Origin of the sequence: Nocardioides sp. NPDC023903 (genome assembly GCF_040639295.1) — a bacterium.
Lineage (GTDB): Bacteria > Actinomycetota > Actinomycetes > Propionibacteriales > Nocardioidaceae > Nocardioides.
Window position 1 is genome coordinate 100,554 of sequence record NZ_JBEZZS010000017.1, and the last position, 20,537, is coordinate 121,090.

The 20,537-nt window shown below is 69.4% G+C and carries 13 protein-coding genes; 5 read left to right on the forward strand and 8 right to left on the reverse strand.

The features are described 5' to 3' along the window. Positions 1-142 precede the first annotated feature (142 nt). A complete protein-coding gene (locus AB0F44_RS18355) occupies positions 143-5,662 on the forward strand; it encodes a carboxyl transferase domain-containing protein (RefSeq protein ID WP_357357794.1) in 5,520 nt (1,839 codons plus the stop codon). Positions 5,663-5,680: 18 nt separating this feature from the next. On the opposite strand, the gene AB0F44_RS18360 is transcribed toward AB0F44_RS18355, so the two are convergent. From AB0F44_RS18360 to AB0F44_RS18395, 8 genes are all read right to left on the reverse strand, one after another. After that, positions 5,681-6,505, reverse strand: a complete 825-nt coding sequence (locus tag AB0F44_RS18360) for a hypothetical protein (protein WP_357357795.1) — start codon at positions 6,503-6,505, stop codon at positions 5,681-5,683. Positions 6,506-6,516: 11 nt separating this feature from the next. After that, entirely contained in the window at positions 6,517-7,752 is a 1,236-nt protein-coding gene (locus tag AB0F44_RS18365) for a hypothetical protein (RefSeq protein WP_357357797.1), read from the reverse strand. A 61-nt stretch (positions 7,753-7,813) separates the two neighbouring features. Beyond that, the gene (locus AB0F44_RS18370; RefSeq protein ID WP_357357798.1) at positions 7,814-8,152 is read right to left on the reverse strand and encodes a carboxymuconolactone decarboxylase family protein; all 339 of its coding nucleotides are present in this window, start codon (positions 8,150-8,152) and stop codon (positions 7,814-7,816) included. Between the two features lie 132 nt (positions 8,153-8,284). Next, entirely contained in the window at positions 8,285-8,722 is a 438-nt protein-coding gene (locus tag AB0F44_RS18375) for a hypothetical protein (protein WP_357357800.1), read from the reverse strand. A gap of 151 nt (positions 8,723-8,873) precedes the next feature. Continuing rightward, positions 8,874-9,692 carry an ABC transporter substrate-binding protein gene (locus tag AB0F44_RS18380; protein WP_357357802.1) on the reverse strand — a complete coding sequence of 273 codons (819 nt, stop codon included), beginning with the start codon at positions 9,690-9,692 and terminating at the stop codon, positions 8,874-8,876. Between the two features lie 147 nt (positions 9,693-9,839). Beyond that, on the reverse strand, positions 9,840-12,002 hold the full coding sequence (locus tag AB0F44_RS18385) for an alpha-galactosidase (protein ID WP_357357804.1): 2,163 nt from the start codon (positions 12,000-12,002) through the stop codon (positions 9,840-9,842). Next, positions 11,999-14,059: a beta-galactosidase gene (locus AB0F44_RS18390; RefSeq protein ID WP_357357806.1), complete on the reverse strand. Its 2,061-nt coding sequence runs from the start codon at positions 14,057-14,059 to the stop codon at positions 11,999-12,001. Before AB0F44_RS18390 ends, AB0F44_RS18385 begins: the two co-directional genes overlap by 4 nt. Continuing rightward, positions 14,056-15,096: a LacI family DNA-binding transcriptional regulator gene (locus AB0F44_RS18395; RefSeq protein WP_357357808.1), complete on the reverse strand. Its 1,041-nt coding sequence runs from the start codon at positions 15,094-15,096 to the stop codon at positions 14,056-14,058. The genes AB0F44_RS18390 and AB0F44_RS18395 overlap by 4 nt, the downstream gene beginning before the upstream one ends. Positions 15,097-15,206: 110 nt before the next feature. On the opposite strand from AB0F44_RS18395, the gene AB0F44_RS18400 reads away from it, so the two are divergent. From AB0F44_RS18400 to AB0F44_RS18415, 4 genes are all read left to right on the forward strand, one after another. Continuing rightward, positions 15,207-16,142, forward strand: a complete 936-nt coding sequence (locus AB0F44_RS18400; RefSeq protein ID WP_357357810.1) for a sugar ABC transporter permease — start codon at positions 15,207-15,209, stop codon at positions 16,140-16,142. Then, on the forward strand, positions 16,139-17,011 hold the full coding sequence (locus AB0F44_RS18405) for a carbohydrate ABC transporter permease (RefSeq protein WP_357357812.1): 873 nt from the start codon (positions 16,139-16,141) through the stop codon (positions 17,009-17,011). Before AB0F44_RS18400 ends, AB0F44_RS18405 begins: the two co-directional genes overlap by 4 nt. A 15-nt stretch (positions 17,012-17,026) precedes the next feature. Then, entirely contained in the window at positions 17,027-18,367 is a 1,341-nt protein-coding gene (locus tag AB0F44_RS18410) for an extracellular solute-binding protein (protein ID WP_357357814.1), read from the forward strand. A gap of 72 nt (positions 18,368-18,439) precedes the next feature. Then, entirely contained in the window at positions 18,440-20,194 is a 1,755-nt protein-coding gene (locus AB0F44_RS18415) for a beta-galactosidase family protein (RefSeq protein ID WP_357357816.1), read from the forward strand. Positions 20,195-20,537 lie beyond the last annotated feature (343 nt).

Consider the following 20,537-nt stretch of genomic DNA (forward strand, 5'->3'; position numbering starts at 1 on the left):
AACGGCCATCCTGAACGCATCACAACGGCGTGATCCTGGGGCGTCGCCGGCGGTGTCCACTAGGAAATCGACAAGGAATCCATCAGAAGCCTGTCGGAGTCGAGCGGTCACAGGGGCGGCGCCTGATGAAAGGGTCTGCACCGTGCCACAGGTCTCTCGAATTGCCATCGTCAACCGCGGTGAAGCCGCGATGCGTCTGATCCATGCCGTCCGCGACCTCAACGCGCGGGATACGTCCGAAGGGACGATCCGCACCATTGCGCTGCACACCGACGTCGACGCCGGGTCGGCGTTCGTACGCGAGGCCGACGAGGCCTACTTGCTCGGCGCTGCCGCGGATCGCCCCTACCTCGATCTCGCCGTCCTCGAGCAGGCGCTGGTCGCCTCCGGGGCGGACGCCGCCTGGGTCGGCTGGGGCTTCGTCGCCGAAGACCCGGCTTTCGCCGAGCTGTGCGACCGGCTGGGCGTCACCTTCATCGGCCCCAGCGCCGAGGCCATGCGGAAGCTGGGCGACAAGATCGGCTCGAAGCTGATCGCCGAAGAGGTCGGTGTCCCGGTGGCTCCCTGGAGCCGCGGCGGCGTGAACGACCTCGAGTCGGCACTCGCCAGCGCCGAGGAGATCGGCTACCCGCTCATGCTCAAGGCGACCGCCGGTGGCGGCGGTCGCGGCATCCGGAAGGTCACCTCCGGTGCCGAGCTCACCGAGGCGTACCAGCGAACCCGGGACGAGGCCGAGCGGGCGTTCGGCAGCGGCGTCGTCTTCCTCGAGAAGCTCGTCACCGACGCCCGCCACGTCGAGGTCCAGGTGATCGCCGACGGCCAGGGCACCGCCTGGGCGATCGGCGTACGCGACTGCTCCGTGCAGCGGCGCAACCAGAAGGTCATCGAGGAGTCGTCCTCCCCGCTGCTGACCGAGGAACAGGCCGCTGAGCTCAAGGCGTCCGCCGAGCGGCTCGCCACAGCGGTGGGCTACGCCGGAGCCGGCACCGTCGAGTTCCTCTACCACCCGGGCGAGAAGACGTTCGCCTTCCTCGAGGTCAACACCCGCCTCCAGGTCGAGCACCCCATCACCGAGGCCGTGACCGGCACCGACCTGGTCGCGCTGCAGATCCAGGTCGCCTCCGGCGTGCCGCTCAGCGGTGACCGGCCGCTCGAGCGCGGCCACGCGGTCGAGGCCCGGCTCAACGCCGAGGACCCGGACCGCGACTTCGCGCCCGCTCCTGGCCGGATCAGCCGCCTCGAGTTCCCCGCCGGCCCCGGCATCCGGGTCGACACAGGCGTCGCCGAGGGCGACACCATCCCGGCCGACTTCGACTCGATGATCGCCAAGGTGATCGCCTGGGGCGCCGACCGTGAGCAGGCGCTGGCGCGACTGCGCCGGGCGATGGGCGAGACCACCGTCATCATCGACGGCGGCGCGACCAACAAGAGCTTCATCCTCGACCTCCTCGACCAGCCCGAGGTCACCACCGGCAGCCCGGCCTGGGCCGACACGGGCTGGATCGACCGGGTGCGCGGCGAGGGGCGGCTACAGGCCGCCCGGCACGCCGGCATCGCGCTGGTCGCCGCCGCGATCGAGGGCTACGACGAGGCCGAGCGCGGAGAGATCGCCCGCATGCTCCAGACGGCCCAGGGCGGCCGACCCCAGATCCAGCACGACCCTGCCCGCACCATCGAGCTCAAGCTGCGCGGTGCGACGTACGCCCTGACCGTCCGGCAGTCCGGACCCGCCCGCTACCAGGTCACCATCACCGCCGGTGGCGAGCGACGCACCCTCACCGCCACCCTCGACCGCATCGACGAGGTGCACGGGCGACTCACCGTCGACGGCCACCGCTACCGGCTGGTGACCGCCACCCACGGCCCCGTCCACCTGGTCGAGGTCGACGACGTGATGCACCGGGTCAGCCGCGACGAGGGCGGCATGGTCCGCGCCCCCGCGCCGGCGCTCGTCGTCTCCACCCCGCTCGCCGTCGGCGACGAGGTGGCAGCCGGCCACCCGGTCCTGGTGCTCGAGTCCATGAAGATGGAGACCGCGCTGACCGCGCCGTTCACCGGCCGGGTCAAGGAGCTCCTGGTCCGGGTCGGGAGCCAGGTCGAGACCGCGGCGCCGCTGCTGCGCCTCGAGCCGACCGGCGAGGCCGAGGGCGAGGCGACCACTGCCACCCTGGCCGACCTCGATCTGCCCGAGCCCACCACCGAGCGCGGCCGCAGCAACGGTGCGCTGGACGACCTGAGCAGCCTGCTGCTCGGCTACGACGTCGAGGACGATCAGCGCCCGGCGTTGCTCGCCGCCCACCTGGCCTCTCGCTCCAACGGTGCGCCCGCGGACACGCTGCGCACCGAGATGGACCTGCTGTCGCTGTTCACCGACTTCGCCGAGCTCAGCCGCAACCGCCCGGCCGGTGACGAGCCGTCCACCGAGCTGCGGGTGCACAGCTCGCGGGAGTACTTCCACACCTACCTGCGCAGCCTGGACCCCGACCGGGGCGCGCTCCCGGACCACTTCCGCGACAAGCTGCTGCGCGTCCTCGCGCACTACGGGGTCTCCGACCTCGAACGTACGCCGGAGCTCGAGCGCGCGGTGTTCCGCATCTTCCTCGCTCAGCAGCATCCCTCGGACGTCGATGTCGCGATCGGGGTGCTGCAGCGCTGGCTCGGCGACCCGCCGCCGGCGTCGGAGGACGCTGCTGCGGTCCGCGCGCTGCTCGAGCGGATGGTGCGTGCCACGCAGCGCCGGTTCGCCGTGGTCGGCGACCTGGCCCGCTCGGTCCGGTTCGGCTGGTTCGACCAGCCGCTGGTCGATGACGAGCGCCGCGCGGTGCTGGAGGGCGTACCGGCCGAGGTCGCCGCCCTCACCGACCCGGACGCCCCCGACCGGGCCGCCCGCATCGACGCGCTGGCGGCTGTCCCCGAGCCACTGGTCGGCTTCCTCCGGGACCGGCTGGTCGAGGGTCTTCCCGAGCGCGAGCCGCTGTTGGAGGTGCTGATCCGGCGCCACTACCGCGACTACCACCTGCACGACCTGACCGTCACCGGCACAGACGATGGCGGCGGACGCCCGGTCGCTCACGCCGAGTACGCCACGGACGAGAAGGGCGCGACGCGAGTCGTGTCCACCATCGGCGACGTGACGGAGCTCGCCCACCCCGACGGCCAGCTCGGTGCCGCCATCACCTCGGCGCTGTCCTCGGACCACGATGACGTCGTCGAGATCTACCTGCGCTGGACCGACGCGCCCGCCGATCCGGACCTCGCCTCGTCCGAGCTCGCCAAGATGCTCGCCGGTCACGAGTTCGCCCGACGCGCCCGCCGTGTCTCGATCGCGGTCTGCCATGCCGCGCCACAGCCGATCGACTACTTCACCTACCGCCACCACGCAGACGGCGCCCCTCAGACCCCGACCGCCGAGCTGGTCGAGGACAGCCTGGTCCGAGGCATGCACCCGATGGTCGGTCGCAGGCTCAACCTGTGGCGTCTCAGCGAGTTCGACGTCACCAGGCTCGCCGCGCCCGACGACGTACTGCTCTACGAGTGCGTCGCCCGGGCCAACCCCGCCGACCGCCGGCTCGTCGCGGCTGCCCAGGCCCGCCAGCTCGCCGTGGTCCGCGACGACGAGGGCCGCGTGATCGCGCTGCCGCACGTCGAGCGTGCCGTGGAGAACTGCCTCGAGGCGATCCGCCGCGTACGCACCGCCCGGGGCCGTGAGGGCACCAAGCTCGACGTCAACCACGTGTGGGTGACGGTGTGGCCGGTGGTCGAGGCGGATCTCGACCAGATCACCGCGCTCCAGAGCAAGATCACCCCGCTCAGCGAGGGCGCCGGGATCGAGGAGGTGCTCGCGCAGGGCCGCGTCGCCGGGCGGGACGGTGACGCCCCGACCCCGCTGGCCATCCGCTTCCACGCCAAGCCGGGCGCGGGTGTCGTGGCCGACGTCATCGAACCGCCCACCGAGCCGCTCGCCCCGCTGGACGAGTACGCCGCCAAGGTGCTGCGCGCCCGACGCCGCGGCCTCGTCTACCCCTATGAGCTCCAGCGCGCCCTGGCAGGGAGCGGCACGGTCGTCGAGCACGACCTCGGCGCCGACGGCGTGCTCGTACCCGTCGACCGTGCTCCCGGGCTCAACAGCGCCGGGATCATCGTCGCCGTCGTGACCACCCCGAGCTCTCTCTACCCAGAGGGCATCAGCCGAGTCGTGCTCTGCGGTGACCCGCTCAAGTCGCTCGGCGCGCTCTCGGAGCCCGAGTGCGCCCGGGTGATCGCGGCCATCGATCTCGCCGAGAGGATGCAGATTCCGGTCGAGTGGTTCGCGGTGTCGGCCGGCGCCCGGATCTCGATGGAGAGCGGCACCGAGAACATGGACTGGGTCGCCGCCGCGCTGCGCCGCATCGTCCACTTCACCCAGGACGGCGGCGAGATCAACATCGTCGTTGCCGGGATCAACGTCGGCGCCCAGCCGTACTGGAACGCCGAAGCGACGATGCTGATGCACACCAAGGGCATCCTCGTGATGACCCCGGACAGCGCGATGGTGCTCACCGGCAAGCAGTCGCTCGACTTCTCCGGCGGGGTGTCGGCGGAGGACAACCACGGCATCGGCGGCTACGACCGGGTGATGGGCCCGAACGGTCAGGCGCAGTACTGGGTGCCCGACCTGGCTGGTGCCTTCCGGGTGCTCATGGCGCACTACGAGCACAGCTACGTGGTTCCCGGCGAGACCGGGCCGCGCCGCGCGCCGACGACCGACCCGATCGACCGCGACGTGTCGTCCTTCCCGCACGCGGGTGACTTCACCACGGTTGGCGAGATCTTCTCGGCCGAGCACAACCCCGACCGCAAGCGACCCTTCGACATCCGCACCGTGATGCGGGCGTTGGCCGACGCCGACCACGAGATGCTCGAGCGGTGGGCCGGTATGGCCGACGCCGACACCGCGGTGGTCGTCGACACCCGGATCGGCGGCTACCCGGTCAGCCTGGTCGGCATCGAGTCCAAGCCGGTGCCGCGCGCCGGCTTCCCTCCCACCGACGGTCCGGACACCTACACCGCGGGAACCCTGTTCCCGCGGTCGTCGAAGAAGGTCGCGCGCGCGATCAACGCGGCATCGGGCAACCGGCCGCTCGTGGTGCTCGCCAACCTGTCCGGCTTCGACGGCTCCCCGGAGTCGATGCGCAACCTGCAGCTCGAGTACGGCGCCGAGATCGGCCGCGCGGTCGTCAACTTCCAGGGACCGATCGTCTTCTGCGTCATCTCCCGCTACCACGGCGGCGCGTTCGTGGTGTTCTCCAAGCACCTCAACCCGTCGATGACGGTGCTCGCCATCGAGGGCTCGTACGCCTCGGTCCTCGGTGGCGCGCCCGCGGCGGCCGTCGTGTTCGCTGCGGAGGTCTCCAAGCGGGCGGCGGCGGACCCGCGCGTCGCCGCGCTCGAGGAGCGCATCGACCACGCCGAGGACGGCGAACGCGGCGCGCTCGTCGTCGAGCTGGCCGAGCTCCGTGCTCAGCTGCGGGCGGACAAGATCGCCGAGGTCGCGGCCGAGTTCGACGGCGTCCACGACATCCACCGTGCCGTCGAGGTCGGCTCGGTGGACGAGGTGATCGCGGCGAGCGACCTGCGGCCCAAGGTCATCGACGTCATCGAACGGGCGTGGGGCAGCGTGTGACTGGCGGCGGCCGCCTGCTCAGCGTGCATTGCCGGCCTCGTCACACGGGGGAGCCACCGAGAGCCCGGCCAACTCGAGCTGAACGTCGATCAGGCCCAGCGTGCGCTCCATGGCCGTTGGCTGCAGCCGACCCGCGCCACCGCCGTGGGGGTGGTCGAAGAACACCAGCAGGAACATCAGCACGGTGATCACCACGGTCACGCTGCCCATCAGCATCCCTTGGGTGGCCGCACCCTCGGCCCGGTCGGCGAAGAACAGCATGTAGGCGAAGATCACTCCGGCGATCACGAACAGGGCGACCCAGACCGGTCCGGGGATGATGCCCTCGGCACCGTGGACGCGATCGATCCGGGCCTGCTCGCGGTCGGCGGTCTGGTCCATCCACCGGTCGTAGGCAGACTGCTCGGTGGCCGTCTTCGGGTCGACGGTCGAGATGGTGCGGAACAGCTCGGCGCCCCACGGGTTGATCGCGTCGCCGAGGTTGCCCTCGTTCAGGGCGTCCCACTCCGTGCCGGCCACGGACCGGGCGTAGCAGGTGAGCTCGCCGGTGAGCTCGGCAGATGAGTCCTTGGGCATGAACTGGGCGGTCTGCACCTGCTGGGCCACGATCGTCGCCTCGGTCTCGGCGCCCTGGCGGGATTCGTCGTACGAGGTGAAGGCCAGGAAGATGATGAACCCCAGCAGCACCGAGAAGCCGGTGGCCAGCACCCCGAACACCCCCGAGGCCCGGTCCCCGTCGGTGAAGTACGAGCCCTCCGGTGCACGTCGTCGTACCGCCAGCATCGCCGCCACCGTCAGGCCGGTGACCAGGACCAGAACGACGATGGCGATGATGACGTTCATCACGTCTCCGACTAGGTCGCCAAGTCAGAATCCAGGGAAGCGGTTGGCTCCCTGCCTCGACCGGCTCCGACCAGGACCTGCAGGATGACGAGCAGGGCGACCACCAGCGCCAGGGACCACCAGAGTCGGTCCATCGAGACGTTGTTGCCCCAGAGCAGGACCACGGCGCCCAGCGCTACCACGGCGACTCGCAGCCAGGCCACGTTGGCGGCGACCCAGCGGCCGGCTCCGCCGACCGGGCCGTCCCCCAAGCGAGCGCCGAGGTTCTCGAGACCACCGCCGACGGTTGTACGCGCGGTGGTGCCGGACCTGTTGGAACCGGCGAACCAGCCGGCGACGATGATCACCAGACCGAGCCACAGAACCACCTCTTGGCCGCGGTCGAGGTAGGTGAGCAAGGTGTCGTAGAAGATCCTGCTCGCCGGCCCGAACTCGGTGCCGGAAAGCGCGTTGATGAACATCTGCTGTCCGATGGACAGCACCCACGCCAGCAGCAGGGCGTTGGCAGCCACGACCGCCCCGATCCACACCGCCATCCGTGGGCGGCGGCGGGCCAGCACCAAGGCGGCCAGGAACAGGACCCCGACCACGGGAAGGAGCCACTGGGCGACCGGGTTCGAGAACGCGTAGATCGTGCGCACCTGCCTGAGCTGGGGTGCTTCCATCAGTACGATCTGACGGTCGGTCTCGGGGATCGGCACGTTCTCGACGATGGTCAGACCCCGGGCGACGAGTCGCTCCTTGACTCGTTCGATGACCTCGTCGACGTCGAGCACGACCTCTTCGCCCTGGAGCGACACGGCACCGGAGTTGTCGCCGTTCAGGATTCGCTGGAGGGTCTGCTGGGCTTTGGTGTTGGCCAGGACCCAGATGTCGGCGAACTCGTCGGAGGCGATGAACGCGCGGACCTCGCGCTCCACCAGACCGTTGATGGCCGCGGCGAGTGGCGCCACGAGCTGCTCCAGGCGCGGTCTGTCGTCGATCACGCCGGCGAACGCGGTGTTGAGGATCGCCTCGACGTCGACCTGTTGTTGGATCGCCCCGGTGACTCGGGTCGCGATCACGTCCTGCACCTCGGGAGATTCGATCAGAGGGCCGACGGTCTCGACGTATCGCTCGGCGTCGTTCAAAGTGCGCTGCCCCCAGTAGGCCACCGCAGCCGGCGTGGTCAACAACCCGGCCAGCACCAGGCAGATCACCGCCGCGATCGAGCGGCCTCGTGATGGTCGGTCCGCGGTGGTGGCCACGGGTTCGTCGGTGGGTTCTCGGAGCTCGCGTGTGATGGGCGCGTCGTTCGACATGATGGTGTCAGTTCAGTTCGTCGTCGGCCATCTGCGCCGATGCCTGTTCGATCCCGACTCCGATCGCCAGGACGATGCGGCTCGTCGCAGCTGCGACGCGCGAGGTCCCGACGATGGGTGCGATCGCCGCGAGCACACCGCGGACGTCCTCGGCGTCGAGACCGACCTCATCTGCGATCGCGAGGTTCAAGGCGTACGAGACGGCCGGAGCGTCGCTCGCGACGAGCGCCGCGAGTCTTACGAGGGCGATGGCCTGTACGTCGAGGTTCGATGCCTCCACGGATTCGGCCGTCATGTTGGCGAGCAGGTCGAGGACGGGGGTGTCGGATGCGGTCATCTCTGACATGGCATTCCTTCGGTGGTCGTGGGAGTGGCTTCGTACGAGGCCACGCCCAAGGCTGGCTGGCGGGCCCGCCCGTGACATCACCCGAAGCGGACGAACCGATGTCCTGCCCGAGCCGGTCGTTCGGTGGCCAGGTCAGCGGGTGATGTCGCGACCGTGCACCGTCAGCGCCCAGATCACGAAGACGTCGACCGCGATGATCAGCATCGACCAGAACGGGGAGTAGGGGATGAACGCGAAGTTGGCGAAGGCACTCAGCACGGCCAGGACGACTCCGATCGTGCGACCCCAGACCATGCCGTTGAGCACGGCGAAGCCCGCGATCAGCACGAGCAGACCCAACAGCAGGTGGATCCAGCCCCAGCTGGTGGCGTCGAGCTCGAGCAGGTAGTTGGGGGTCTTGACGTAGAACTCGTTCTCGAAGAGGGCGACCAGGCCGGCGAAGGCCTGGAAGCTGCCGGCAATGATCATCATCACGCCGGCGAACATGATGAAGCCGGTCGCCAAACCACTGGGCGGCGGTTCCGGCGCCTGCCAGGTGGTCTCCTCGGTCGGTGGGGTCTGTTCGGTCATGACGGCACGCTCCTTGGGCCTGCCGGCCGCTCATGTGGGATCGATGTCGGCCGGGAAGTAAAAACGGACGATCTCAATCTGGCGGCCTGCACCTGGTGGCGAATCACCCTCTTCGTATGAAACGTGAGGGCGTCAGGGCTGCGGGCAGGATTCAGGATCCCTTGTCGCGGAACACATCGGCGAGCGGGCCTGCCTCGAAGTAGGCGGTCTTGATCCTCAGCCACTCGCCGTCGAGGACCATGTCCTTCAGGACCTCGTCGATCTGTTCCTTGCGCTGGTCGCCCGAGCGCATCACGAATCCGATCGGGGCGTCCTTGACCGGGTAGACGATCGGCTCTTCCAGGGCTATGGGTGCGGCTTTGATGATCGGCTGAGCGTAAGGAGCTCCATGGAACAACGCGTCCGCCTCGCCTCGCTCGATCAACTCGATGGCAGCGCCCACGTTAGGGGCCCTGACGATCTCGACGTCCTGGTACTTCTCTTCGAGGTAGGAGCCTTGGATGGCGCCGTCGACGACCGCGATCTTCTTCCCGTTGACGTCGCCGCGCGTCTGAATTGTCGATCCCTTCGGGGTGAGGAAGGCAACGTACGTCGAGAAGTACGGCGCGCTGAAGTCGAACTCCCGCTCGAGCTCTGAGGTGCTCGTGACCTGGGCCCCGATCATGTCGATCTTTCCCGCTCGCAGGGCCGGGAAGAGCTCGTTGAAATCCATCGCCACGAACTCAGGCTCGACGCCCATGCCTTCGGCGACGCTGTGCGCCATCTCGTAGTCGAAGCCCTTGGTCGCGCCGCCGCTCTGGTAGTAGACGGGTTCGGTGCTGTCGACACCGATCCGAAGGGTGTTGCTGCTGCCGACCGAGGCGCTCGCCTTTCCGCTGGCGGATGGTGCGGGGTCCGAGAAGTGTCCGCTGAAGGCGATCACGCCCAAGAGGGTCACTGCGCCGGCGACGACCAACTTGATCTGGTTCATGTGGGGGTCCTGTTGCTGGCGATGGCTGGCATACCAGCCCGAGCGGTAAGGCGTGAGTCAGCCAATCGGACCCGTACGTCATGTGGAACTTGGCTCGACCAACGAGGCACCAACGAGCGATGAATCCCGGGTGTCGCGGCCGGGGGATCAGCCCTGTCGCGGCAGAGGGGTTGCCACCTCCGCGACCAGGTGCACGATGACCAGGTCGTCGGCCTCCAGCAGGGGCGCGACGATGCCGACCTCGTCGAGCAGTCGGCCGCTCATCACCGCGCCGCCGTCGTACCACGCGGGTCGGGGGCGGTCCTTGGGTGACACCGCAAGAGGCACCGGCGCCACCCGGTACGCCGTCTCCGGGGTCAGGCCGGGGAACCGGATGCGGCCGGCCGGCTGGCCCAGGGTGTGGTCGAGCGCCGAGAGACGGAACAGCGCCTCACACCCGTCAGGGGCGACCACGCCGTCCAGCTGGAGGCCGTCGTGCGAGGTGTCCGCCCGCACGACGCGGCCGGAGTGGAGCAGCCCACGGAACCGCTTGTGCAGCGCGATCCAGGCCCGAAGCTCCTCGCGCTCCTCGTCCCGCATGGTGGTGAGGTCCCACTCGATGCCGAGGTGTCCCCACATGGCGGTGCCGGCGCGGAAGCGCAGGGTGTGCTGGCGTCCGGTGGTGTGGTCGGTGCTCGATCCCACGTGGGTGCCCATCAGCTCGGGCGGGAGAGTCAGCCCGGTCCACCGGACCAGGCGGTGCCCTTCGTGCGCGTCGATGCAGTCGGAGACCCAGGCCCGGTCGGTCCGCTCGAGGATTCCCAGGTCGAGGCGCCCGCCACCGCCGCAGCAGGACTCGATCGCGAGCGCGGGATGCTGGGCACGGAGTGCGTCCATCAGGCGATAGGCCGCAAGTGTCTGCAGGTGGACCGCGGGCCTGTGGTCTCGGCCGCGGCCCGCGCCGGTCAGCGCACGGTTGTGGTCCCACTTGACGTAGGCGACGTCGTAGCGGTCCACCAGCGCCGAGATCTGACTGAGCACGTGGTCCCAGGCGTCCGGGTTGGAGAGGTCGAGGACGTGCTGGTTGCGCGAACTGATGCCGGGACCGGCGTGGGTGCCGAGGATCCACTCGGGATGCTCCCGGGCCACGTCGGAGTCGAGGCTGACCATCTCGGGCTCGAACCACAGGCCGAACTCCATGCCGAGGTTTTGCACAGTCTTCACCAGCTGGGTGAGCCCGTCGGGGAACACGTCCTCGTCCACGACCCAGTCACCCAGGGAGCTCGTGGCGTCACGCCGCCCCTTGAACCAGCCGTCGTCGAGGACGTACCGCTCGACGCCCAGCTCGGCAGCCCGCTCGGCGAGCTCGACGAGCTTCTGCATGTCCATGTCGAAGTAGACCGCCTCCCAGGTGTTCAGGAGTACGGGTCGCGCGCGCCGTGGGTGCACGGGCCGCGCCCTGAGGTGCTCGTGGAAGCGGCCGGAGAAGGCATCGAGCCCCTCGCCCCAGGAGGCGTAGAGCCAGGGCGAGGCATAGGTCTCGTCGTGGCCCAGCACGATCTCGCCGGGCATGAGCAGCTCGCCTCCGCGCAGCAGCTTCCAGCCGGTGAAGGAGCTCTCGGCGCAGAGCACCTGGTTGCCGCTCCAGCCGAGGTGAACACCCCAGACCCGACCGGCACGGAAGCCGAACCCGGACCGGCCGGCACACAGCACGGTGGCCGAGTCGTGGCCGGGACGACCGCCCCACGCCTCGCGGACGTGCTGTCCCTGGGTGAACGCGTGGCGCTGCGGGGTGCGCTCGTGGGCGTGCCGCCCTGCCATGTCCAAGAGCTCGTCGGCCTCCGCCGGCACCGGCAGAGCCGGCTCGAGCAGCGTCACCTCGTACGGCGTCGCCTCCAGGTTCCGCACGCGGGCACGCAGGCGCAGCAGGCCGTTCCCGAACAGCTCGATCTCGGTGGTCACCTCCACACCGGCCGGCCCGTCCAGCGCGACGCTGGTGAGCCGGGTGCAGCCGGTTGACTCGGTGACCGTGTGGTCCACCAGGTCGAAGGTGAGCGCCCAGGCCTGGCCGGCGCGGCTACCCAGCAGACCCGGACGACCCACCCAGCCACTGGTCTGCTGCGGCAGCACGGATGCCCACGAGTGCTGGTAGATCGCCCCGTCGAGGCTCGGCATCTCCAGCGAGCGGAGAAGGTCGGGAAGGTGCTCGACCGCGGTCTCGCCGAGATCCGGTCCCCAGTGGAGGATGCACGGGAGCTCGGTGGAGTCCAGCCGGACAACCAGGCTGGTGCCGCCGCGCCGGAGGTGCACGCCGCGGGTCTCGCTGATCATCGGGCGGTGCGGGTGAACACGGCCACCCCGGAGCCCGCCAGCTCGGCGTCGCCACGATCGGCACCCGAGGAGAACACCGGCTCGCCGAGGTCACCCAGCTCGCCGAGGTCGACGACGTCGTCGGTCCGGTTGACCAGGAACCAGTACTCCCTCTCGCCGTCTGCGCGGATGGCGAGCTCCACCCGGCCACGAAGCCCTTCGGGCAGCTCGCTGTCCACCCCGGCGGCCTCGAGCAGTCGGGCCAGCAGCGGCTCGAGTCCGTCCGCACCCAACCGGGTGGAGACGTACGTGGCCGAGCCGTGAGCCAGGGCCCGTCGGGTCACTGCCGGGCGGCCCGCCTGCAGGCCGGTCTTGTACGTCGCGAGAACCTGCGTGCCGGAAGTCGTCGCGGTGATCCGGTCGGTCCACAGTGTCCCGGTACTGCCGTCGTCGAGAACGACCTCGCACTCGTCCAGGAGCGGCCCGAACTCTTCGATGCGGATGCCGAGCAGGTCGCGCAGTGCGCCCGGGTAGCCACCCGGCCACACGTGGTTGTTCTCGTCCACGACGCCGGAGAAGTACGTCGTGACCAGGTGGCCACCGCGGTCGACGAACTTCCTCAGCAGGTCGGCCGTCGCGGCCGGCATCACGTGCAACACAGGCGCCACCACCACGTCGTACCCGTCCAGCGGTGCGCCGACGGGCAGGACGTCAGCCCGGACACCGAGCGCGAGGAACGCGACGTACCAGTCGAGCGCCTCCGCCCGATGGCTCACCGAAGAGCTCGGGTTGGCTTCCAGGTCGAGGGTCCACGACGACTCGATGTCGAAGAGGATCGCGGCCCGGGCCTGCCGGCGCCGCGACCCGACGACGGGGGCGAGCCGCTCGAGGTGCCCGCCCAGCCGGAGCACGGTCCGATAGACCTCGCTGTCCTCGCCGGCGTGGGGCACCATCGCCGAGTGGTACTTCTCCGCGCCGGACACGGACTGCCGCCACTGGAAGAAGCAGACGGCGTCCGCGCCGTGCGCCACGTGGGTGAGCGAGTCCCGCACCAGCGCACCGTCCGCCTTGGGCGGGTTGATCGCGCGCCAGTTGACCGCGCTGGTCGAGTGCTCCATCAGGAACCATGGCTCACCGCCGGCGATGCCGCCGGTCAGGTTGGCCGAGAACGACAGCTCGTCGCGGGCGCTGTCGTCGACGAGCGTGTAGTGGTCGTTGGAGACGAAGTCGACCTCGGCCGCCCAGTCGGCGTAGTCGATGCCGTTGAAGTGGTCCATCACCATGAAGTTCGTGGTCACCGGCACGTCGGGGGTCAGCCGGTCGAGGATCTCCCGCTCGGCGCGCAGGTAGTCCTTGAGGGCGTCGGAGGAGAATCTCTTGAAGTCGAGCTGGTGTGTCGGGTTGGGAATGGTGGGCGTCAGCCGCGGCGGCAGCACCTCGCGCCAGTCGCTGTAGCGCTGCGACCAGAACGCGGTGCCCCAGGCGTGGTTGAGGCCGTCGAGGTCGACGTACCTCTGCGACAGCCAGGTGCGAAACGCCGCCGCGGCGTCGTCGGAGTAGTCGTAGAGGTTGTGGCAACCGAGCTCGTTGGAGACGTGCCAGGCGGCGAGCGCCGGGTGGTGGGCGTACCGGCTCGCCATCACCTCGACGACCGCCAGGGCGTGCTGTCGGAACACCGGTGACGTCGGCCGCCAGTGCTGCCGGGCGCCCGGCCACATGGTCTCGCCGGCACGGGTGACCGGAAGGATCTCCGGGTGCCCGGCGGCCAACCAGGGCGGCGGCGAGGCGGTCGCGGTGGCGAGGTCCACGGCGATGCCGTGGGCGTGCAGGAGGTCCATCACCTCGTCGAGCCACGCGAAGTCCCAGGTGTCCTCGGTCGGCTGCAGGCGGGCCCAGGAGAAGATCCCGAGGGAGACGATGTTCACCCCGGCCTGACGCATCAGCCGGACGTCCTCGTCCCACACCTCCCGGCCCCACTGGTCGGGGTTGTAGTCGGCCCCGAAGCCGAGCGGTCCGCGAGCGCTCTGGCCCGTGAGGGACTCGGGCCACCGCACCCACCGGTGGCGTAGCCGGCTCATCCGGTCGTCCTGCGCGGCGGGGCTGTGCTGGCCCGGACCACCAGCCGGGCGGGCACCAGGACCTCCTGGTGCTCGTGCTCGCCGGACTGGATCTCCCGGATCAGGGCATCCACTGCGCCCCGGCCGACCTCGTCGAACGACTGGTGGACGGTGGTCAGTGGCGGCCAGAAGTACGCCGCCTCCTCCATGTCGTCGAAGCCGACGACGCTGACGTCGTCGGGAACACGGCGACCGCGCTCGTGCAGGGCTCTCAGGAGTCCCAGGGCCATCTGGTCGTTCGCGGTGAACACCGCGGTCACCTCCTCGTTGTCGGCCAGCCGGAGGCCGGCCTCGTAGCCGGCGCCGGTCGTCCAGTCGCCCGGCACCACCGGCGGCACCACTCGGCCGTGGGCCTCGAGCGTCGCCTGCCACGACGCCCGGCGGCGTCGCGCGGAGTAGGACAGCTCAGGTCCGGCGACGTGCCAGACGGTATCGTGCCCGAGGTCGAGCAGGTGCTCGGTGGCCAACCGTGCGCCGTGGGTCTGGTCGTTGTCGACGATCGGGTAGTCGTACTCCGCGCTGGAGTCGACCACGACCACCGGCAGTCCGTCCGGCACGGCGACGCCGTCGAGCCGGTGCGTCTCGACCAGGATGATGATGCCGTCCACGGCCTGCTCGCCGAGCTGGTCGAAGGCGGCGCGCACGGCGTCCTGGGTGGCGTCCAGCACCGGCAACAGGTTGATGGCGTACCCGGTCTCGGTGGCGGCGGTCGCGACCGCGTCGAGGGTGTGGGTGGTGCCGACGCTGGAGAGCTCGAACGCGATCACGCCGATGCTCTGGAACCGTCCGCTGCGAAGCGCCCGGGCGGCCCGGTTGGGCCGGTAGCCGACCTCGCGCATCGCGGACAGCACCCGCTCCCGGGTGGCCGCGTCTACATAGCGGGCGCCGTTCGCGACTCGCGAGACCGTCTGCCCCGAGACTCCGGCGATCCGGGCAACGTCGGCCTGTGAGGCCCCTCGCCGTGGAACTGGTGCTCCGGCGGTGCTGTCTGTCCCCATGGACCGAATAATCCTTCCGCCAACCTGTTGACGTCAACATGTGTCGTACGTCACTGTACCTGTTGACGTTAACAGGCCGCCACCGAAAGGCGGTGAAGGGAGGTGGGACCGTGACCCAGCTGGAGAGAAGCCGGGAGATCCACGGTGGTGGGCGACCGCCCGTGCCCGGTCGACGGTGGTCGCGCAGCGACACGAAGGGGTGGATCTTCGTCGGCCCGTTCCTGGCGGTCTTCGCGCTGACCTTCCTGGCGCCGATCGCCTACGCCGCCTACCTCAGCCTCTTCCGTGCGCAGGCGTTCTTCGGCACCACGGAGTTCGTCGGTCTGGACAACTACGTCGACGTGTTCACCGACGACAAGTTCTGGGACGGCTCGTTGCGGGTCCTGCTGTTCTTCGTCGTACAGGTGCCGATCATGCTCGGCCTCGCCCTGGTGGCCGCGCTGGCCATCGACAGTGCCCGGCTCTACGGCACGAGCTTCTTCCGGCTCTTCATCTTCCTGCCCTACGCCGTTCCCGGCGTCGTGGCCGTCCTGATGTGGGGCTTCATGTACGGCACCAACTTCGGGTTGGCCGCCGACTTCAACGACCTGTTCGGCACCTCGATCGCGCCGCTCAGCCAGAACTGGATGCTCGCCTCGATCGCCAACATCGTGACCTGGGAGTTCGTGGGCTACAACATGCTGATCTTCTACTCCGCGTTGCGCACCGTGCCCGGCGAGATCTACGAGGCCGCCGCGCTCGACGGCGCCGGGGCGCTGCGCACCGTGCTCTCGATCAAGATCCCGGCCCTGCGCGGGGCCATCCTGATCGCCACGATCTTCTCGATCATCGGGACCTTCCAGCTCTTCAACGAGCCGAACATCCTGCGCACGCTGGAACCCAACATCATCACGACCTACTACACACCGAACCTCTACGCCTACAACCTGTCCTTCGGCGGGCAGCAGTACAACTACTCGGCGACGGTCGCGATCGTGATGGGCCTGCTGACCGCCGTGATCGCGTACGCCGTCCAGCTCCGCGGCTCACGAGAGGCGATGAAATGACGAGCCGGGTGAGCACGTCGCCGCTGGCGCCGCGACGGTCGCCGCTGCTGACCGTGCTGATGGCGCTGTTCCTCGTCTATACGCTGGTGCCGCTGGCGTGGTTGATCCTGAGTGCCACCAAGACGCAGGCGGATCTGTTCTCGAGCCCGGGGCTGTGGGTCGGCGACGAGTTCGCGTTCTTCAGCAACGTCCGCGACACGCTGACCTACCGTGACGGCATCTTCCTGCGCTGGCTGGCGAACACCCTTCTCTACGTCGTGGTGGGTGCCGGCGGCGCGACCCTGCTGGCCACCGCGGCCGGCTACGGCTTGGCCAAGTACCGCTTCCCCGGGCGGCGGGCGGTCTTCGCCGTCATCATCGGCGCGGTGGCCGTGCCCGGCACCGCGCTGGCCGTGCCGACATTCCTGATGTTCTCGAACATGGGGCTCACCAACACGGTGTGGGCGATCATCATCCCCTCGCTGATCAGCCCGTTCGGCCTGTACCTGATGTGGGTCTACGCCGCGGACGCCGTACCGGATGAGCTGCTCGAGGCGGCGCGCATCGACGGCGCCGGCGAGGTTCGGATCTTCTTCACGGTCTCTCTGCGCCTGCTCGCTCCCGGCATCGTCACGGTGCTGCTGTTCGCAGTCGTCTCGACGTGGAACAACTACTTCCTGCCACTGATCATGCTGAGCGAGCCGAAGCTCTATCCGCTCACCGTGGGCCTCACCCAGTGGAGCGCTCAGGCGTCGGGTGCGAACGCGCAGCCCGTCTACAACCTGGTGGTCACAGGCTCCCTGCTGACCATCGCCCCGCTCGTCATCGCCTTCCTCCTCCTCCAGCGGTTCTGGCAGTCCGGCTTGAGCGCGGGAAGCGTCAAACAGTGAAATGAAAGGAACGCCATGTTGATCATCAATGGGCGCAGAGCCCGCCGGATCGCCCTCGTCGCGGCAGCCCTCACAGCCGCCTCCGTGCTCGCCGGCTGCGGCTCGGGCGACGGGGGCGGCGGCGGAAGCGAAGGCACGGCCGCAGACCTCGACGCCGCCCTCGAGGAAGGGGGCACCATCACCTACTGGACATGGACCCCGTCCGCCGAGGCCCAGGTGGCGGCGTTCGAGGACCAGTACCCGAACGTCGACGTGAAGCTGGTCAACGCCGGCACCGGCAACGACCACTACACGAAGCTGCAGAATGCGATCAAGGCCGGCTCCGGCGGCCCCGACGTGGCGCAGGTCGAGTACAAGGCGCTGCCGCAGTTCGCGTTGCCCGGCGACCTGGTCGATCTGGGCCAGTACGGCTTCGACGAGTTCGAGTCGGACTACACGCCGTCGACCTGGGCCTCGGTGCATGCCGGCGAGGGCCTCTACGGGCTGCCGCAGGACTCCGGCCCGATGGCGCTCTTCTACAACCAGCAGGTCTTCGACGAGCACAAGCTCGAGGTGCCGACCACCTGGGACGAGTACGTCGAGGCCGCCCGGACCATCAAGAAGGCGAACCCGTCGCAGTGCATCACCAACGACAGCGGTGACGCCGGGTTCACCACCAGCATGATCTGGCAGGCCGGTGGCACGCCGTTCCAGTCCGACGGCGAGAGCGTCACGATCGACCTGCAGGACGAGGGCACGCAGAAGTGGACGGGTGTGTGGAACCAGCTCATCGAGGACGAGCTGGTCTGCACCATCCCCGGCTGGACCGAGGAGTGGTACAAGGCGCTGGGTGACGGGACCATCGCGTCCATCGGTCTCGGTGCCTGGGCACCCGGCGTGTTCGAGCAGTCCGTGCCCGACGGTGCGGGCAAGTGGCGAGCCGCGCCGATGCCGACGTACGACGGGCAGCCGGCCACCGCCGAGAACGGCGGCAGCACCCAGTCGGTGCTGGAGCAGAGTGAGAACCCCGCGCTGGCGGCGGCGTTCGTGCGCTGGCTCAACCACGAGGAGGGCGTCGAGCCGTTCCTGGAGAGCGGTGGCTTCCCGGCCACGGTCGCGGACCTGCAGGACCCGGCGTTCGTCGACAAGAAGCTCGACTACTTCGGTGGCCAGCAGGTCAACCAGGTGCTCACCGAAGCGGCCACCCAGGTGGTCGAGGGCTGGCAGTACCTGCCCTACCAGCTGTACGCCGACACGATCTACGGCGACACCGTCGGCAAGTCCTACCAGACCCACACCGCCCTCGAAGACGGCCTGGGAGCCTGGCAGGAGGCGCTCGTGAAGTACGGCGACGAGCAGGGCTTCAGCGTCAACTGACCCACGACTGACAGGACCGACAGCCGCCGCACGTCACGGAGCGGCGGCTGTCGGTCCTCGCGAGAGGTAGGCATGCCCGAGTTCACGATCGGCGAGTCCGACTTCCTCCTCGACGGTGAGCCGTTCCGGATCCTCTCCGGCGCGCTGCACTACTTCCGAGTCCACCCCGACCACTGGGCGGACCGGATCGAGAAGGCCAGGCTGATGGGCCTCAACACCATTGAGACGTACGTGCCGTGGAACGCCCACAGCCCCCGCCCGGGCGCCTTCGACACCGACGGCATCCTCGACCTGCAGCGCTTCCTGCGCCTGGTGGGAGAGGCCGGTCTGTACGCGATCGTGCGTCCGGGGCCGTTCATCTGTGCGGAGTGGGACAACGGCGGGCTGCCGCCTTGGCTGTTCCGGGAGCCGGGCGTCGGCATCCGCCGCCACGAACCGCGCTTCCTCGACGAGGTCGAGAAGTACCTCCACCAGGTCCTGGCGCTCGTGCGCCCGCACCAGGTCGACCAGGGCGGACCCGTGCTGCTGGTCCAGGTGGAGAACGAGTACGGCGCGTACGGTGACGACCGGGCCTACCTGCAGGCACTCGTGGAGATGACCCGTGGAGCCGGCATCGGCGTGCCGCTGGTCACCGTGGACCAGCCCGTCGATGCCATGCTCACCGCCGGCGGAATCGACGGGGTGCTGCGTACCAGCTCCTTCGGCTCGGACAGCGTGAACCGCTTGCGCACCCTCCGCGACCACCAGCCGACCGGGCCGCTGATGTGCATGGAGTTCTGGGACGGCTGGTTCGACCACTGGGGAGGCCGGCACCACACCACCCCCGTCGAGCAGGCCGCCGAGGAGCTCGATGCCCTCCTCGCCGCAGGAGCCTCGGTCAACGTGTACATGTTCCACGGAGGCACGAACTTCGGCCTGACCAGCGGAGCCAACGACAAGGGGATCTACCGGCCGACGGTGACCTCGTACGACTACGACGCTCCCCTGGACGAGGCCGGGAACCCGACCGCGAAGTACTTCGCGTTCCGCGACGTAATCGCCCGCTACGCCCCGGTGCCGACCGAGACCCCCGGCGCCGCCGGTCTCGCCCCCGAGCAGACGGTGGCGTTGGGTGAGCCGGTCCGGCTGCTCGATGACCCGGCGCGCTGGGGCTCCTGGAGCAGCTGGGAGTCGCTGCCGGTGCTGGACGAGCTGGAGACAGACACTCGTCTGGCCGTCTACCGGACCGAGCTGTCGGGCGACCGCCCGGGCGTCCTCGCCCTCGGCGAGGTCCGTGACCGGGCCGCCGTCTTCCTCGACGGCGCTCCGGTTGGCATCCTCGAGCGGGAGCACGGCGAGCGGGCGATCGCGCTGCCGCAGGGGCGCGGCCGACTGGAGCTGGTCGTCGAGGACCAGGGCCGGGTCAACTACGGCGCCCGCATCGGTGAGCACAAGGGCTTGGTCGGGCCGGCTCTGCTCGACGGGGTGCCACTCACGGACTGGGACGTCCTGGCCATCGACCTCGACCGGGTGCCGCGGCTGTGGGAGACCGGCCCACCAGACGGCCGTGGCTCCGGGGTCGGGCCCACCGCGTGGCGCGCACTCTTCTCGGCCGAGCCCGACGTCGACCTCTTCCTCGACACCACCGCCTGGGGCAAGGGCATCGCTTGGGTCAACGGCTTCTGCCTGGGGCGCTATTGGCGCCGCGGGCCGCAGCACACCCTGTTCGTGCCGGGCCCGCTGCTGCGCCCCGACCGCAACGAGCTGGTCGTACTGGAACTGGAGGTGCTCATCGATCCGACGGCCCGGTTCGTCGCCGGGCCATCCCTGGGTCCGCTCGAAGACTGAGGCCGGCCCTGAGAGTCCCGCTCGGGTGCGGGATCACGGACCTGTGGTTGTCTTCCACGGTGTAGGCGGCGGCGAGGAGACGATCGAAGAGTTGTTCGGCGCTACCCGATCCGATGCTCGAGGACACTCGGGCCCCGGGATCGCGTTCGTGGAGGTCGTGACGGTGGCGTGGAATCACTCATCCAGCCCGACGGCACGCCGCGGGGTTCTGATGTAGCTCCACGTTGTCCCTCACGATCTTGCGGTCCACCCAGCTGTTGCGAGCCACCGAGAAGTTGCCGGCGTAGGAGTTCCTGAGCACACGCAGGGAACGCACGTGATTGCCGACGACGCGGAGGTTGTT

What these genes read in the sequence shown, in the direction of transcription:
- AB0F44_RS18360 (WP_357357795.1), bottom strand. Translation starts at nt 6,505, where the DNA reads ATGAACGTCATCATCGCCATCGTCGTTCTGGTCCTGGTCACCGGCCTG.
- AB0F44_RS18370 (WP_357357798.1), bottom strand. Translation starts at nt 8,152, where the DNA reads ATGTCAGAGATGACCGCATCCGACACCCCCGTCCTCGACCTGCTCGCC.
- AB0F44_RS18375 (WP_357357800.1), bottom strand. Translation starts at nt 8,722, where the DNA reads ATGACCGAACAGACCCCACCGACCGAGGAGACCACCTGGCAGGCGCCG.
- AB0F44_RS18380 (WP_357357802.1), bottom strand. Translation starts at nt 9,692, where the DNA reads ATGAACCAGATCAAGTTGGTCGTCGCCGGCGCAGTGACCCTCTTGGGC.
- AB0F44_RS18385 (WP_357357804.1), bottom strand. Translation starts at nt 12,002, where the DNA reads ATGATCAGCGAGACCCGCGGCGTGCACCTCCGGCGCGGCGGCACCAGC.
- AB0F44_RS18390 (WP_357357806.1), bottom strand. Translation starts at nt 14,059, where the DNA reads ATGAGCCGGCTACGCCACCGGTGGGTGCGGTGGCCCGAGTCCCTCACG.
- AB0F44_RS18395 (WP_357357808.1), bottom strand. Translation starts at nt 15,096, where the DNA reads ATGGGGACAGACAGCACCGCCGGAGCACCAGTTCCACGGCGAGGGGCC.
- AB0F44_RS18405 (WP_357357812.1), top strand. Translation starts at nt 16,139, where the DNA reads ATGACGAGCCGGGTGAGCACGTCGCCGCTGGCGCCGCGACGGTCGCCG.
- AB0F44_RS18410 (WP_357357814.1), top strand. Translation starts at nt 17,027, where the DNA reads ATGTTGATCATCAATGGGCGCAGAGCCCGCCGGATCGCCCTCGTCGCG.
- AB0F44_RS18415 (WP_357357816.1), top strand. Translation starts at nt 18,440, where the DNA reads ATGCCCGAGTTCACGATCGGCGAGTCCGACTTCCTCCTCGACGGTGAG.